The following is a 14,322-nucleotide window of genomic DNA, read 5'->3' on the forward strand; positions in this document are numbered from 1 at the left end:
GGTACCTTTTTGGAACCGGTTCCAAAGCAGCGTTTGCTGGGCTTGTTACAACAAAATCAGTAATTTAATTGACAGGAATGTGAAAATGTCGAGCGAAAAAACCAATAATTCGAGGCGTGATTTTTTAGTAAAATCAATGGCTTTGATACCAACGGTCGTGATCGGAAGCGGCAGCGTCGGTGTGGTTGCCGCCGCCAGCGTCGCGCAGGCCGCGGATGGCTCCAGCATCGCCGGAGCGACCTCCGTAGCTGCCAGCGACTGGAAACCGCAGTTTTTTAATGACCGCGAGTGGTCGTTTGTTAACGCCGCGGTGGCGCGCCTTATTCCGGCGGACGAGCTGGGGCCCGGCGCGCGTGAAGCCGGCGTGCCGGAGTTTATTGACCGCCAGATGAACACCCCGTACGCCACCGGCGCTATCTGGTATATGCAGGGGCCGTTTAACCCCGATGTCCCAAAAGAGATGGGCTATCAGCTGCCGCTGGTGCCCAAACAAATTTATAACCTCGGGATTGCTGATGCCGACGAATGGTGTCAGGGCGAGTATCACAAGCCGTTCGCTGAGTTGACGCCAGAGCAGCAGGACGCCGCCTTAGGCCAGTTTGAAGCCGGCAGCGCCGACTTTAAACAGCTGCCGTCTACACTGTTCTTTTCTTACCTGCTGCAAAACACCCGCGAAGGCTTCTTCAGCGATCCGATCCATGGCGGTAACAAAGGCATGGTTGGCTGGACGCTGATCAATTTTCCCGGCGCACGCGCCGACTTTATGGACTGGGTTGAACGGGGTGAACGCTATCCCCTCCCGCCGGTATCAATTAATGGGGAGAGGGCATAACGATGGCCACCGTACTGAAAAAAACCGATGTCGCGATTGTAGGCTTTGGCTGGGTTGGCGCAATCATGGCGAAAGAGCTGACCGAAGCGGGGCTAAATGTTGTCGCGCTGGAGCGTGGTCCGATGCGCGATACCTGGCCTGACGGTGCTTATCCGCAGGTGGTTGACGAGCTGACTTACAACATTCGTCGTAAGCTGTTCCAGGATCTGTCGAAAAGCACCGTCACCATTCGGCATAACACCAGCCAGGACGCGGTACCGTATCGCCAGCTGGCGGCGTTTTTGCCGGGTACCGGGGTCGGCGGCGCCGGTCTTCACTGGTCCGGGGTTCATTTCCGCGTGGATCCGATAGAGTTGCGGATGCGCAGCCATTATGAAGAGCGCTACGGCAAAAGCTTTATTCCGCAGGATATGATTATCCAGGATTTCGGCGTCACCTACGACGAGCTGGAGCCATTCTTCGACAAAGCCGAAAAGGTTTTTGGCACCTCCGGTACCGCCTGGTCGGTGAAGGGGCAGGTGGTCGGGAAAGATCGCGGCGGCAACGTTTTTGCGCCGGACCGTTCGGACGACTTCCCACTGCCGGCGCAGAAAAATACCTGGTCGGCGCAGCTGTTTGAGAAAGCGGCGCGGGAGGTGGGCTACCATCCCTACAATCTGCCGTCTGCGAACACCTCAGACTCCTATACCAACACCTACGGCGCACAGATGGGGCCGTGCAACTTCTGCGGCTACTGTAGCGGTTATGCCTGCTACATGTATTCCAAAGCGTCGCCGAACGTCAATATCCTGCCCGCGCTGCGTCAGGAAAAGCGTTTTGAGCTGCGGACCAACGCCAACGTACTGAAGGTCAACCTGACCGCCGATAAACAGCGTGCCACCGGTGTAACCTACGTCGACGGCCAGGGGCGCGAAATGGAGCAGCCGGCAGACCTGGTGATTATCGGCGCCTTCCAGTTCCATAACGTCCACCTGATGCTGCTGTCCGGCATTGGCAAACCTTACGATCCGCAAACCGGTGAAGGGGTCGTCGGGCGTAACTTCGCTTATCAGAACATGACCACCATCAAGGCCATTTTCGACAAAGACACCATCACCAACCCGTTTATCGGCGCCGGCGGTAACGGCGTCGGGATTGATGATTTTAATGCCGATAACTTCGACCACGGGTCGGCAGGCTTTGTCGGCGGTTCACCGTTCTGGGTGAACCAGGCCGGAACCAAACCTATCTCCGGGCTGCCGGTTCCGCCGGGTACGCCGGCGTGGGGTAGCAAGTGGAAATCGGCGGTGGCCGACACTTACACCCATCATCTGTCGATGGATGCGCACGGCGCGCACCAGTCCTACCGCCAGAACTATCTCGATCTCGATCCGAACTACAAAAACGTCTTCGGCCAGCCGCTGCTGCGCATGACCTTTGACTGGCAGGAAAACGATATCAAGATGGCGCAGTTCATGTTCGACAAAATGGCCCCTATCGCCAAAGCGATGAAGCCAAAATATATGCTCGGCAGCCCGAAAAATGCCAACAGCCACTTTGACACTACCAGCTACCAGACGACGCATATGAACGGCGGTGCGGTGATGGGGGAAGACCCGAAAACCAGCGCGGTGAACCGCTATCTGCAAAGCTGGGATGTGCACAATGTCTTCGTTATCGGCGCCTCTGCCTTCCCGCAGGGCCTGGGATACAACCCGACGGGGACGGTAGCCGCGCTGGCCTACTGGTCAGCAAAAGCGATCCGCGAACAGTATCTGAGAAACCCGGGTCCACTGGTGCAGGCATAAAGGAAGGCAAATGATGAAAATACAATGGTTATCGGCACTGGTGCTCGGGGCATTAAGCTGTGCAGCGTTTGCCGACGAGGCGCCGGCAAGCAGTAGTTTGATTCAGCAGGGGGAGTACCTGGCGCGTGCCGGGGACTGTGTCGCCTGTCACACCAACGGTAAAGAAGGGAAACCTTTTGCCGGCGGTTTACCGATGGAGACGCCAATTGGCACCATTTACTCCACCAACATTACCCCGGACACTGCCCACGGTATCGGCGGCTATACCTTCGAGGAGTTTGACGACGCGGTGCGCAAAGGGGTCCGTAAGGATGGCTCGACGCTCTATCCGGCGATGCCGTACCCGTCCTTCGCCAGGGTGAGTGAAGCGGATATGCGCGCGATGTACGCCTACTTTATGCACGGCGTAGCACCGGTGGCCGAAGCGAACCGCGATACTGATATTCCGTGGCCGCTGTCAATGCGCTGGCCGCTGGCGTTCTGGCGCGGGATCTTCGCCCCGGCACCGAGCGATTTTGTCGTCAACCCACAGGTAGACCCGGTGCTGGAACGCGGGCGTTATCTGGTCGAAGGTCTTGGCCACTGCGGCGCCTGCCATACTCCGCGAAGCCTGACGATGCAGGAAAAAGCGCTCAGCGAAAACGAGGGTGACGACTACCTGGCGGGCAGCAATGCGCCGATTGACGGCTGGGTCGCCTCCAGCCTGCGAGGTGAAAACCGCGACGGCCTGGGCACCTGGAGCGAAGCCGAACTGGCGGAATTCCTGAAAACCGGGCGCAACGACAAGTCCGTCGTTTTCGGAGGGATGAGCGATGTGGTGGAACACAGCCTGCAATATCTCTCTGACGACGATATCACCGCGATTGCCCGCTATCTGAAATCGCTGCCGCCGCGCGGCGGTAAACAGACCCCTGCGCCGGTTGAAGACAGCGTGGCGAAGGATCTGTGGAAGGGCGATGACAGTAAACCCGGCGCGGCGCTGTACGTCGATAACTGTGCGGCCTGCCACCGGACCGATGGCGTGGGCTATAAACGCGCCTTCCCGTCACTGAAGGGCAACCCGGTGGTGCAGACTGAAGATGCAACGTCGCTCATCCACATCATCCTGACCGGAAGCACCACTCCGGCGGTGAAAAATGCGGTGTCTAATCTGACCATGCCGTCGTTTGGCTGGCGTCTGGACGACCAGCAGGTGGCGGATGTGGTCAACTTCATCCGCCCCAGCTGGGGAAATAAGGCGCCACCGGTGACCGCCAGCGATGTCGCTAAAGCGCGCAAGGACACCGCCATCGTTCGCGATGCGAAGGCAACAGGTAACGCGGATATCTCGAAACTGCCGGTTTCCGGGCAGTAGCCGTTGAGGATACGCCGCGTAGGCGGTGCATCCCGAACGGGTTTTCGCGGCTAAAGACGGTTTGACGGTGAGGAGAGTGTATTCATGCTGCATGCAGAAGGACTTAGCGGCGTCTTTGATGACCGGGTGCTGTTCCAGGCGCTGACCGTGACGCTCGGACCCGGCGAGCTGCTGCAGGTGGCCGGTGACAATGGGGCCGGGAAAACCACGCTCCTGCGGATGCTTTGCGGTCTGGTGCGCCCGGAAAGCGGCATGGTCAGCTGGCGGGGTGAACCCCTGGCGAACGCGCGCGACGCGTATCACCGGCAGCTGCTGTGGCTGGGACATAAACCCGGAGTCAAAACGGCGCTGACCGCGGATGAAAACGTGCATTTTTTCTTTCCGCAAAGTCATCAGCAGACGCGCGAGGCGGCGCTGGCCGAAATGGGGCTGGCGGGTTATGAAGACGTCCCGTTGAGCCAGCTCTCGGCCGGGCAGCAGCGGCGGGTTGCGTTAACGCGCCTGTGGTTGACGTCGGCGACGCTGTGGGTCCTCGATGAGCCGTTTACCGCGCTCGACCCGTCGGCCATTGAGACGCTAAGCCGTCGGCTGGAGCAGCACGTTCTGGCAGGCGGCAGCGCGATCCTCACTAGCCATCAACCGCTGCGTCCGCTGGCCTGTGCTCTACGCACGTTAAGGCTCGGTACCGGAGCAGAGGAGAACGCATGATAGGGACGCTGTTTGTCCGCGAAATGCGCCTGGCATGGCGCAGCGGGGCGGAGATCCTCAATCCGCTGTGGTTTTTCCTGGTGGTGATAACCCTGTTTCCGTTTGGCGTCGGGGCCGACCCGCAGCTGCTGGCGCAGATAGCCCCCGGTATCGTCTGGGTTGCCGCTCTGCTGGCGGCGCTGCTGGTGATGGACAAGCTGTTTCGTGACGACTGGCAGGATGGTTCACTTGAGCAACTGCTGCTGCTGCCGACACCGCTGGTGGCGGTGGTGCTGGTAAAAGTGGTTGCACATTGGGTGATGACCGGTCTGCCGCTGCTGGTGGTTTCCCCGCTGGCGGCGCTGCTGCTGGGGATGGCGCCCCACGATGCCGGGGTGCTGGCGCTGACGCTGCTGCTGGGCACCCCGACGCTAAGTTTTTTAGGGGCGGTTGGGGTCGGCCTGACGGTCGGGCTACGGCGCGGGGGAGTGTTGCTAAGCCTGCTGGTTTTGCCGCTATCGGTACCGCTGCTTATTTTTGCCACCGCCGCCATCCAGGCCACCGCCGCAGGGCTGCCGGTGGATGGCTATCTGGCGATTCTGGCGGCGTTCTTAGCCGGCAGCGCCACGCTGTGCCCGTTCGCCACCGCTGCCGCGTTGCGGCTGACGGTGCAATAATACGCTGCGGTGACGCTGCCGCAGCCATAAAACAGTAGTGTGAGCAAACGTTATGTGGAAAGCATTACATCAACTGGCGATACCCGAACGGCTGTACGGCCTGTGCGGCCGCTTTATTCCATGGCTGGCCGCGTTAAGCGTGCTGCTGCTGGCGGTAGGGTTTGTCTGGGGTTTTGTCTACGCACCGGCGGATTATCAGCAGGGGCAGAGCTACCGAATTATGTATCTGCACGTCCCGACGGCTATGTGGTCGATGGGCGTCTACCTGGCCATGGCCGTGGCCGCTTTTGTGGGGCTGGTCTGGCAGGTGAAAATGGCCGATCTGACGGTGGCGGCGCTGGCGCCGGTGGGCGCCGCCTGTACGGCCGTCGCGCTGATCAGCGGGGCGGCATGGGGAAAACCGATGTGGGGGACGTGGTGGATCTGGGACGCTCGTCTGACGTCGGAGCTGGTCCTGCTGTTTCTCTATGCTGGCATTATTGCGCTCTGGCACGCCTTTGACGATCGCCGCCTGGCGGGCAGGGCGGTGGGTATTCTGGTGTTAGTGGGGGTGGTGAATCTGCCCGTTATTCACTATTCGGTCATCTGGTGGAATACCCTGCACCAGGGATCGACCAATATGCAGCAGAGCATCGATCCCAGCATGCGTCTGCCTCTGCGAATCTGCATTCTGGCCTTTTTGAGCCTGGTGGCCACGCTGACCCTGATGCGCCTGCGTAACCTGATTCTGTTACAGGAGCGGCGCCGACCGTGGGTCCAGGCGATGGTCCAGATGACGAAAGGAGCGGAAAAATGAGCCCCGCGTTTTCATCCGCCGCGGCCTTTCTGGCGATGGGCGGCTACGCTTTTTACGTCTGGCTGGCGGTGGCGGCGACGCTGCTGATTTTCGGGGGACTGACTTTGCATACCCGGTGGCAGCGGCGGGCAGTGTTCCGCGAGCTGAGTCGTCAGCAGGCCCGGGAACGGCGCATTGCTGCCCACCGCCGGGCACAAGCGGAGGCTGCCGATGCAAACGCGTCGTAAAACCCGGCTCGGTATCGCGCTGGCGGTGCTGGTTGGCCTGGGACTGACCATTGGCCTGACGCTGTATGCCCTGAGCGCCAATATCGATCTTTTCTATACCCCGGGTGAAATCCTCTACGGTAAAACGGAAACCCATGAGCGGCCGCATCGCGGCCAGCGCCTGCGCATCGGTGGGTACGTCCAGCCCGGCAGCGTCAGGCGCGACCCGCAGACGCTGGACGTCAGCTTTCAGCTGTATGACGCCCGCGGCGTGGTGAACGTCAGCTACCGGGGGATTCTGCCGGATCTGTTTCGCGAGGGGCAGGGCGTGGTCGCTCAGGGCGTGCTCGACGGCGACCGGCATATTACCGCCCGGCAGGTACTGGCGAAGCACGATGAGAACTACACCCCGCCGGAAGTGAAAGCGGCCATGGGGCCGGACAACAAGGGAGAACGACCATGATGCCGGAACTGGGGCATTATCTGCTGTGCCTGGCGGCGGGCCTGGCTCTGCTGCTGGCCATTTATCCGCAATGGGGGGCCTCGCGGCAGGACCCCCGACTGATGGCGCTGGCGCGCCCCCTGGCCTGCGCGCTGTTTTTCTGCATCGTGGGTGCCTTTCTGGTGCTGGTGCATGCCTTTGTGGTCAATGATTTCACCGTGCGCTATGTGGCGGATAACTCGAACAGTGCGCTGCCGGTGTGGTACCGGGTGGCGGCGACCTGGGGCGCCCACGAAGGCTCTTTGCTGCTGTGGGTGCTGCTGCTAAGCGTCTGGACCTTCGCCGTGGCGCTGTTCAGCCGGGGGATGCCGCAGGACGCCGTCGCGCGGGTGCTGGCAGTGATGGGAACCATCGCCTTCGGTTTTCTGCTGTTCATTCTGTTCACCTCGAACCCGTTTGCCCGCACGCTGCCGCTGTATCCCGTCGATGGCCGTGACCTCAACCCGCTGTTGCAGGATATCGGCATGATTTTCCATCCGCCGATCCTGTATATGGGCTACGTAGGCTTTTCGGTCGCTTTTGCCTTCGCCATTGCTTCCCTGCTCGCCGGGCGGCTGGATACGGCCTGGGCACGCTGGTCGCGGCCGTGGACCCAGGCGGCGTGGGTGTTTCTTACCCTTGGTATCGTGCTGGGGTCGGCCTGGGCCTACTACGAGTTGGGCTGGGGCGGCTGGTGGTTCTGGGACCCGGTTGAGAATGCTTCGTTTATGCCGTGGCTGGTGGGCACGGCGCTGCTGCATTCCCTGGCGGTCACCGAAAAACGCGGCAGCTTCCGTGCCTGGACCGTGCTGCTGGCGATTGCCGCCTTTTCGCTGTGCCTGCTGGGGACCTTTCTGGTGCGTTCCGGGGTGCTGGTGTCGGTCCATTCGTTCGCCTCTGACCCGACGCGGGGGCTGTTTATCCTCGCGCTGCTGGTACTGGCTATCGGCGGTTCGCTGTTGCTGTTTGCTATCAAAGGGGGGCAGGTGCGGGCGCGGGTGGCACACGGGCTGTGGTCGCGGGAGTCGTTCCTGCTGGGGAATAACATTCTGTTGATCGCCGCCATGCTGGTGGTCCTGCTGGGTACGCTGCTGCCGCTGGTCCACAAAGAGCTGGGACTTGGCAGTATTTCGATTGGCGAACCGTTCTTCAACACCCTGTTTACCGCCCTGATGGCACCGTTTGCGCTGCTGCTGGGGCTGGGGCCGCTGATCCGCTGGCGACGTGACGATCCGGGCAGGCAGTTCAGGCGGCTGAGTCTTGCCCTTTTGGTGACGTTGTCACTTTCTCTGCTGCTACCGTGGCTGCTACAGGACCGGATTGCCGCCATGGCGGTACTTGGCCTGATGATGGCGATGTGGGTATTGCTCTGCGCCCTGATTGAAATTCATGAACACGCGACTCACCGGCACGGTTTCTGGCGCGGGCTGCGGGTCATTTCGCGCAGCCAGTGGGGAATGGTGTTGGGCCACGTCGGTGTAGCGGTCACGGTGATCGGTATCGCCTTCAGTCAAAGCTATAGCATCGAGCGTGACGTTCGCATGAAAACCGGCGACAGCATCGATATTCATCATTACCACTTTGTGTTCGCGGGAGTACGCAATATCGTCGGGCCGAACTGGACCGGCGGTGAAGGGGTAATTACGGTGACGCGCAACGGCCGCCCGGAAGCGACGCTGCTTGCGGAAAAACGCTTCTACAGCGCCAGCCGGATGATGATGACCGAAGCCGCTATCAGCGGCGGCTTGACCCGCGATCTGTATGCCGCGCTGGGTGAAGAGCTGAACGATGGCAGCTGGGCGGTGCGCTTGTATTACAAACCGTTCGTGCGCTGGATCTGGTACGGCGGCGGGCTGATGGCGCTTGGTGGCCTGTGCTGTATGCTCGACCCGCGCTACCGGATGCGCAAAAAAAGGCAGGAGGCATAATGAATCGCCGGCTATTTTATATCCCTCTGGCGCTGTTTCTGCTCCTGGCCTGCGCCCTGTTCTGGCAGCTGATGCGCAACGCAGACGGTGACGATCCGACGATGCTCGAATCTGCGTTGATCGGCAAGCCGGTGCCTGAGTTTCGCCTGGAAGCCCTGACGGCGCCGGGGAAAACCTACAGCCGTTCGGTACTGGTTGACGGTAAACCGCTGCTGCTTAACGTCTGGGCCACCTGGTGCCCGACCTGCCGCGCCGAGCATCAGTTTCTTAATGATCTGGCGAAGCAGGGGGTGCGCGTCGTGGGCCTCAACTACAAAGACGATCGCCAGAAGGCGGTGAACTGGCTCGACAGTCTGGGTAATCCCTATGCCCTGAGTCTGTTTGACGGTAGCGGCATGCTGGGTCTGGACCTGGGCGTATACGGCGCGCCGGAAACCTTCCTGATTGACGGCAAAGGGATTATTCGCTGGCGCCATGCCGGGGATCTTAACGCGCGTGTATGGCGCGAGCAGCTCCAGCCGCTGTGGCAAAAATATGCCCAGGAGCCGGCAGCATGAGGCGCTGGATGTTGGCGATGCTGGCACTGTTGCTGACCGGCCAGGCGCTGGCGGCGATCGATACCTGGCAGTTTAAATCTGAAGCGCAGGAGCAAGCGTTTCGCGAGATAACCTCCCAGCTGCGCTGCCCGAAGTGCCAGAACAATAGCATTGCGGACTCGAATGCGATGATTGCCGCCGATATGCGGCTGAAGGTGTATGAGCTGATGCAGCAGGGGCAAAGCAAAGATCAAATCATCGCCTATATGGTGGCGCGCTACGGCCATTTCGTCAGCTATGAACCGCCGTTGACCGCCGGAACCATGCTGCTGTGGCTGCTCCCGGGGCTGTTTGTGGCTGCGGGCGTCACGCTGTTAGTCGTGCGAACGCGACGCCGCGGTGTCGAAGACGCGTCGCTGAGCGAGCAAGAACGTCAGCGGCTGGCGGCGCTACTCAATAAAGGAGAGGATCGATGACCCTGTTTTTACTGCCGGCGCTGCTGGTGCTGACCGGGGCGCTGGTGCTGCTGTATTTCCCCTGGCAGGGCAAGGGGGCGCAGGACCGTGATAGCCTGAACCGGGCGCTGTATCAGGTACGACTCGAGGAGCTGGCGCAGGATTCCTCTGCCGAGCGGGAAGCGCTGGTGATTGAGCTACAGCGCACGCTGCTGACCGATATTCCCGATGCCACGGCGGTTAAGATTCGCCCGCTCAGCCGTTGGGTACTGCTGCCCGGCGCGCTGGCGCTGGTGCTGCTAAGTGTCGGACTGTTTCTTAAAACCAGCGATATTGGCCAGGTACTGCTCTGGCAACAGGCACAGCGCCAGTATCCGGGCCTGATAGCGCAGGTGAAAGATCCCACGGCAGCGCCGCTGCGAATGGATCAACTCGCGCAGCTCAGGCTGGGTCTGCGCAGTCAGCTTGAGGACCAACCCGACGATGTCGCCGGCTGGCAGCTGCTGGGGCGTATTGGCCTGTTGCTGAACGACGGCGAGACGGCGATAGGGGCTTTTGCCCGTACCCATGGTCTGGCGGCGGACGATCCGGCGGTGACATTTGATTATGCCAGCGCGTTGGTTCGGGCCGGCGATAGCGGCCAGCTACGGATGGGAGAACTGCTGCTGCGCGAACTGCATCAACAGCAGCCGCAAAATCTGCCGGTGCTGGAACTGTTGGCGCTGAGCGCAGTACGCAGTGAAGATTACCCGCAGGCGGTTGCGGCATTGCAAAACCTGCTGGGAGCATTGCCGCCCAACGATGCGCGACGCCAGGCCATCGAACGCCAGCTGGCACAGGCGCAGCAACGTGCGCGCTAAGCTGCCGCTCTGCGCCGGGGATTATCTGCATAAATCAGGCTAAATATCACCAGGGTGCTGCCGCGCAGCCCCTGGCGATGTAGCCCGCGCATTCGGGGGCCGGCTGGCGATATTCACAACTGCGGAATACGAGTCCGGCGGCCGGGAAAATATCCCTTATGCATCGGGGAGCATTTCGCCAGTTGAAGGAGATTCAGGAAAGATAGACGTTGGCTGCCGTGGGGCCGCGCAGACCGTTAACCCGACGAAATTCAACGCGAATACCTGGAGTTATTATTTCTGATTCGCCTGGGGATAATGCTGAAATATGGACCTGAACGTCTTTACGACCATCGGAGGGAATTATAAGGCCTTTGCCGGTTTTATTATCAAACGCTTTGACAATGCCTGTCATTTTTTGGAACAAATAAAATCCTTGTAAAAATAAGTACCGGCGCACTATACATTAATTAAACGATAAAGCTATCTATTTCATTTTTGCAAATCGGGCTTCCGGACGGCTAAAATAAACCTTGCGAATAAATATTGCCTGTGCCCTAATGACGGGGTCGGTTTGTAAGACAGAAAGCAGTTCACTAAAACTAAAGCAGTCCTCATTTCCAGGCGTTATCGCTGATACCTCCTTCCTTGAGTCCCTCCATTAAGTGTTAAGTTGATTCTGTAGCGCAAGCCAGTTTGCCGAAAAGGGTTCATCCAAAGGAATATCACATGTCGAATAAAATGACTGGTTTAGTAAAATGGTTTAACGCAGATAAAGGCTTCGGCTTTATTACGCCTGCCGACGGCAGCAAGGACATCTTTGTCCATTTTTCTGCAATTCAAAGCGAAGACTTCCGCACCTTATTTGAAGGGCAGAAGGTCGAGTTTGATATCGGCAGCGGGGCGAAAGGCCCGGCGGCGACCAACGTCGCGATTATCGGCTAAATTTGCTGAATTTTAGGTGTCTGCGACAACGAAGACGGCCGCGGCCCGAGTAGACAGATGCATAATTTAAAAAATCAGATTTAAATTTATTTAAAACCCGCCAGCGTGCGGGTTTTCTATTTGCCTGAAAAGTAACAACCGATTGTGCCATTCATTCAAGGTGATAAGAATAATCTAATCAATGATGGATTTCGTGGAACAATCAGCGTCTGGCATCTAGAGATTAAGCAGCAGTTTTTGCTGTAGTCTGGAAGAGTTTGTGGCAGTAAGGGCAGATAAGCTGGGCGCCTTTTTGTACTCGGCTGAAGCTGTGTTCGGAATCCTGGGAGCAATTAGGGCAGGTACATTTTACAAGGTAATTACGGCGGGTTTTAGCATCTTTTCGATCTGACATATGATTTCCTTCCTGATTTAATGGTCTGAAACCATACATCATTATCAAATAAATAGCTCGAACTCATTGTGCGCCAGCGAAAATAAGCGGGCGGGAGTCATACACCTCGGCAGGGAAAATTGCACGTATGGGGCAGTATAGCTCAGGAGGGGCGAACCCCTCCCGAATGCCCTGGCGGCTATTGTGCGACCCAACCTCCGTCCATGTTCCACGCCGCGCCGCGCACCTGGGCGGCGCCTTCGCTGCACAGAAACAGCGCCAGCTCTCCAAGCTGTTCCGGAGTCACAAACTCGCCGGAGGGCTGTTTTTCCGCCAGCAGCTGTTCGCGGGCTTTCTCCGGGTCCACGCCGTCGCTGATGCGTTTATCGATCTGCTGCTGTACCAGCGGGGTTAATACCCAGCCTGGGCAAATAGCATTACAGGTCACGCCGGTTCTGGCAGTCTCCAGCGCCAGCGTTTTGGTCAGGCCCACTACGCCGTGTTTGGCAGCGACGTAGGCCGATTTATCCTTCGATGCCACCAGCCCGTGAACCGATGCAATATTAATAATGCGCCCCCAGTTTCGTGCCCGCATTCCGGGCAGCGCCAGGCGGCTGGTGTGAAACACGCTGGAGAGATTAATGGCAATAATATCGTTCCACTTCTCCACGGCGAAACTCTCTACCGGCGCCACATGCTGGATCCCGGCATTATTGATAACGATATCCACACCGCCAAATTCTGCCTCGGCGTAGGCCATCATGGCCTCAATTTGCCGGACATCGCGCAGGTCGGCGTCGTGATAGCCCGGCGTTTTCCCGACCTGCGCGATTTGTGCTCGCGCAGTTGTGCTATCGCCAAAGCCGTTGAGGATAAGCTGTGCGCCAGCTTTTGCCAGCACGTTGGCGATCCCTAAACCGATGCCGCTCGTTGAGCCGGTGACCAGTGCCACCTTGCCGTTCAGATTCATTGTATTTTCCTTTGTCATACCGGTTAAATCCTGTCGGATAAACGCTGCCGCTTAGACAATGCCGGTTAAATAGAAGACGGCAATGACAAACAGCACCGCCAGACTTTTAATCAGGGTAATGGCAAAAATCCCGCCGTAGGCCTGACGGTGGCTGAGGCCGGTGATGGCCAGCAGGGTAATCACCGCGCCGTTATGTGGCAACGTATCCATGCCGCCGCTGGCCATCGAGGCCACGCGATGCAGCACCTCCAGCGGAATGTTAGCGGCGTGGGCGGCAGCGATAAAGGTTTCCGACATCGCCGCCAGCGCGATACTCATCCCACCGGAGGCTGAGCCGGTAATCCCCGCCAGCGCCGTCACGCTGATGGCTTCATTCAGCAGCGGGTTGGGGATAGCGGTCAGCGCCTTTGATAAGACCAGGAAACCGGGAAGCGCGGCAATTACCGCGCCAAACCCATACTCCGATGCGGTGTTCATCGCCGCGAGGATTGCCCCGCTGACGGCGGTGCGGCTGCCTTCTGCCAGACGCCCGCGAATATTGCGAAAGCCGAACAGCAGCACCACGACAATGCCGGAAAGTAGCGCCGCTTCCACGGCCCAGATAGCGGTAATCTTACCCACCTCGGTCACGATAGGCTTCGCCAGTCCGGGCAGAACCAGTTCGTGACTGGCGCCGTACCACTGCGGGATCCAGCGGGTAAACAGCAGGTTAAGTATCCCTACCAGCAGCAGCGGGGCAATCGCAATCAGCGGGTGGGGAAGGTCGATGTTATCCGGCGTGTCTGGCTCATTTTGCAAATCCGTGCCGTAGCCTTCACCTTTGAGCTGGGCTTTACGGCGCTGACGCTCCAGCCATAACAAACCGAAGGTGATAATAAACAGCGAACCGATCAGCCCGAGCCAGGGCGCTGCCCAGGCGTTGGTACCAAAAAAGCTGGTTGGAATAATGTTCTGGATCTGCGGCGTACCGGGCAGAGCGTCCATGGTGAAGGAAAAGGCGCCCAGCGCAACGGTTGCCGGGATCAGCCGCTTGGGGATACCGCTTTGGCGAAACAGCTCGGCGGCGAAAGGATAAACCGCAAACGCCACCACAAACAGCGATACGCCGCCGTAGGTCAGCAGGGCGCAAACCAGTACGATCACCGGGATAGCGTGGCGCCGGCCAAGGATCTGAATGGCGGCGGCGACGATAGCGCGCGAAAACCCCGACAGTTCGATCAGCTTGCCGAACACCGCACCCAGCAAAAACACCGGGAAGTAGAGCTTCACAAAACCGACCATTTTTTCCATAAACAGGCCGGTAAAGGTCGGGCCTACCGCACCGGGGTCGGTGAGCAGCACCGCCCCGAGGGCGGCGATAGGGGCAAAGAGGATAACGCTATATCCACGATAGGCGGCCAGCATCAGTAACGCCAGCGCGGCCAGGGCAATCAAAACACTCATCACGACGCCTCAC

The 14,322-nt window shown here is 59.2% G+C and carries 17 protein-coding genes; 13 read left to right on the top strand and 4 right to left on the bottom strand.

What is annotated here, in order from left to right; genetic code table 11:
• Positions 1-85 precede the first annotated feature (85 nt).
• From ACMYSK_RS04775 to ccmI, 12 genes are all read left to right on the top strand, one after another.
• On the top strand, positions 86-832 hold the full coding sequence (locus ACMYSK_RS04775; RefSeq protein WP_434640632.1) for a gluconate 2-dehydrogenase subunit 3 family protein: 747 nt from the start codon (positions 86-88) through the stop codon (positions 830-832).
• A 2-nt stretch (positions 833-834) separates the two neighbouring features.
• Entirely contained in the window at positions 835-2,619 is a 1,785-nt protein-coding gene (locus ACMYSK_RS04780; RefSeq protein WP_434640634.1) for a GMC family oxidoreductase, read from the top strand.
• 10 nt (positions 2,620-2,629) lie between these two features.
• The gene (locus ACMYSK_RS04785; protein WP_434640636.1) at positions 2,630-3,973 is read left to right on the top strand and encodes a c-type cytochrome; all 1,344 of its coding nucleotides are present in this window, start codon (positions 2,630-2,632) and stop codon (positions 3,971-3,973) included.
• Positions 3,974-4,057: 84 nt separating this feature from the next.
• Positions 4,058-4,681, top strand: a complete 624-nt coding sequence (ccmA, locus tag ACMYSK_RS04790) for a cytochrome c biogenesis heme-transporting ATPase CcmA (RefSeq protein ID WP_434640637.1) — start codon at positions 4,058-4,060, stop codon at positions 4,679-4,681.
• Entirely contained in the window at positions 4,678-5,337 is a 660-nt protein-coding gene (gene ccmB, locus ACMYSK_RS04795; RefSeq protein ID WP_434640639.1) for a heme exporter protein CcmB, read from the top strand. The genes ccmA and ccmB overlap by 4 nt, the downstream gene beginning before the upstream one ends.
• A 52-nt stretch (positions 5,338-5,389) precedes the next feature.
• The gene (locus ACMYSK_RS04800) at positions 5,390-6,133 is read left to right on the top strand and encodes a heme ABC transporter permease (RefSeq protein WP_434640641.1); all 744 of its coding nucleotides are present in this window, start codon (positions 5,390-5,392) and stop codon (positions 6,131-6,133) included.
• Positions 6,130-6,360, top strand: coding sequence for a heme exporter protein CcmD (gene ccmD / locus ACMYSK_RS04805; RefSeq protein ID WP_434640643.1), 231 nt, complete (start codon positions 6,130-6,132; stop codon positions 6,358-6,360). Before ACMYSK_RS04800 ends, ccmD begins: the two co-directional genes overlap by 4 nt.
• The gene (gene ccmE, locus ACMYSK_RS04810) at positions 6,344-6,802 is read left to right on the top strand and encodes a cytochrome c maturation protein CcmE (RefSeq protein ID WP_434640645.1); all 459 of its coding nucleotides are present in this window, start codon (positions 6,344-6,346) and stop codon (positions 6,800-6,802) included. Before ccmD ends, ccmE begins: the two co-directional genes overlap by 17 nt.
• Positions 6,799-8,748, top strand: coding sequence for a heme lyase CcmF/NrfE family subunit (locus tag ACMYSK_RS04815; protein ID WP_434640647.1), 1,950 nt, complete (start codon positions 6,799-6,801; stop codon positions 8,746-8,748). Before ccmE ends, ACMYSK_RS04815 begins: the two co-directional genes overlap by 4 nt.
• The gene (locus ACMYSK_RS04820; protein ID WP_434640648.1) at positions 8,748-9,305 is read left to right on the top strand and encodes a DsbE family thiol:disulfide interchange protein; all 558 of its coding nucleotides are present in this window, start codon (positions 8,748-8,750) and stop codon (positions 9,303-9,305) included. Before ACMYSK_RS04815 ends, ACMYSK_RS04820 begins: the two co-directional genes overlap by 1 nt.
• 8 nt (positions 9,306-9,313) lie before the next feature.
• Positions 9,314-9,760, top strand: coding sequence for a cytochrome c-type biogenesis protein (locus ACMYSK_RS04825; RefSeq protein WP_434643860.1), 447 nt, complete (start codon positions 9,314-9,316; stop codon positions 9,758-9,760).
• Entirely contained in the window at positions 9,757-10,599 is an 843-nt protein-coding gene (gene ccmI, locus ACMYSK_RS04830) for a c-type cytochrome biogenesis protein CcmI (RefSeq protein ID WP_434640650.1), read from the top strand. Before ACMYSK_RS04825 ends, ccmI begins: the two co-directional genes overlap by 4 nt.
• Before the next feature lie 193 nt (positions 10,600-10,792).
• On the opposite strand, the gene cspF is transcribed toward ccmI, so the two are convergent.
• Positions 10,793-11,005: a cold shock-like protein CspF gene (gene cspF, locus ACMYSK_RS04835; RefSeq protein WP_123754639.1), complete on the bottom strand. Its 213-nt coding sequence runs from the start codon at positions 11,003-11,005 to the stop codon at positions 10,793-10,795.
• Positions 11,006-11,307: 302 nt separating this feature from the next.
• On the opposite strand from cspF, the gene cspE reads away from it, so the two are divergent.
• On the top strand, positions 11,308-11,523 hold the full coding sequence (cspE, locus tag ACMYSK_RS04840) for a transcription antiterminator/RNA stability regulator CspE (RefSeq protein WP_434640652.1): 216 nt from the start codon (positions 11,308-11,310) through the stop codon (positions 11,521-11,523).
• Between the two features lie 223 nt (positions 11,524-11,746).
• Here cspE and ACMYSK_RS04845 read toward each other — a convergent pair whose 3' ends face one another.
• The 3 genes from ACMYSK_RS04845 to ACMYSK_RS04855 all read right to left on the bottom strand — a co-directional run bounded on the left by ACMYSK_RS04845 (position 11,747) and on the right by ACMYSK_RS04855 (position 14,312).
• Positions 11,747-11,959 carry a YnfU family zinc-binding protein gene (locus tag ACMYSK_RS04845; protein ID WP_434640654.1) on the bottom strand — a complete coding sequence of 71 codons (213 nt, stop codon included), beginning with the start codon at positions 11,957-11,959 and terminating at the stop codon, positions 11,747-11,749.
• 136 nt (positions 11,960-12,095) lie between these two features.
• Positions 12,096-12,866, bottom strand: a complete 771-nt coding sequence (locus ACMYSK_RS04850) for a 3-hydroxybutyrate dehydrogenase (RefSeq protein WP_434643863.1) — start codon at positions 12,864-12,866, stop codon at positions 12,096-12,098.
• Between the two features lie 51 nt (positions 12,867-12,917).
• The gene (locus ACMYSK_RS04855) at positions 12,918-14,312 is read right to left on the bottom strand and encodes a GntP family permease (protein ID WP_434640656.1); all 1,395 of its coding nucleotides are present in this window, start codon (positions 14,310-14,312) and stop codon (positions 12,918-12,920) included.
• Between the last annotated feature and the right edge of the window lie 10 nt (positions 14,313-14,322).

The organism is Klebsiella sp. I138 (assembly GCF_051131765.1).
Lineage (GTDB): Bacteria > Pseudomonadota > Gammaproteobacteria > Enterobacterales > Enterobacteriaceae > Klebsiella.

Bases quoted from the DNA above. Each gene is read 5' to 3' on its own strand.
- ACMYSK_RS04775 (WP_434640632.1), top strand. From the start codon at position 86: ATGTCGAGCGAAAAAACCAATAATTCGAGGCGTGATTTTTTAGTAAAA.
- ACMYSK_RS04815 (WP_434640647.1), top strand. From the start codon at position 6,799: ATGATGCCGGAACTGGGGCATTATCTGCTGTGCCTGGCGGCGGGCCTG.
- ACMYSK_RS04825 (WP_434643860.1), top strand. From the start codon at position 9,314: ATGTTGGCGATGCTGGCACTGTTGCTGACCGGCCAGGCGCTGGCGGCG.
- ccmI (WP_434640650.1), top strand. From the start codon at position 9,757: ATGACCCTGTTTTTACTGCCGGCGCTGCTGGTGCTGACCGGGGCGCTG.
- ccmA (WP_434640637.1), top strand. From the start codon at position 4,058: ATGCTGCATGCAGAAGGACTTAGCGGCGTCTTTGATGACCGGGTGCTG.
- ACMYSK_RS04785 (WP_434640636.1), top strand. From the start codon at position 2,630: ATGATGAAAATACAATGGTTATCGGCACTGGTGCTCGGGGCATTAAGC.
- ACMYSK_RS04780 (WP_434640634.1), top strand. From the start codon at position 835: ATGGCCACCGTACTGAAAAAAACCGATGTCGCGATTGTAGGCTTTGGC.
- cspE (WP_434640652.1), top strand. From the start codon at position 11,308: ATGTCGAATAAAATGACTGGTTTAGTAAAATGGTTTAACGCAGATAAA.
- ACMYSK_RS04820 (WP_434640648.1), top strand. From the start codon at position 8,748: ATGAATCGCCGGCTATTTTATATCCCTCTGGCGCTGTTTCTGCTCCTG.
- ccmD (WP_434640643.1), top strand. From the start codon at position 6,130: ATGAGCCCCGCGTTTTCATCCGCCGCGGCCTTTCTGGCGATGGGCGGC.
- ccmE (WP_434640645.1), top strand. From the start codon at position 6,344: ATGCAAACGCGTCGTAAAACCCGGCTCGGTATCGCGCTGGCGGTGCTG.
- ACMYSK_RS04850 (WP_434643863.1), bottom strand. From the start codon at position 12,866: ATGAATCTGAACGGCAAGGTGGCACTGGTCACCGGCTCAACGAGCGGC.
- ccmB (WP_434640639.1), top strand. From the start codon at position 4,678: ATGATAGGGACGCTGTTTGTCCGCGAAATGCGCCTGGCATGGCGCAGC.
- ACMYSK_RS04800 (WP_434640641.1), top strand. From the start codon at position 5,390: ATGTGGAAAGCATTACATCAACTGGCGATACCCGAACGGCTGTACGGC.
- ACMYSK_RS04845 (WP_434640654.1), bottom strand. From the start codon at position 11,959: ATGATGTATGGTTTCAGACCATTAAATCAGGAAGGAAATCATATGTCA.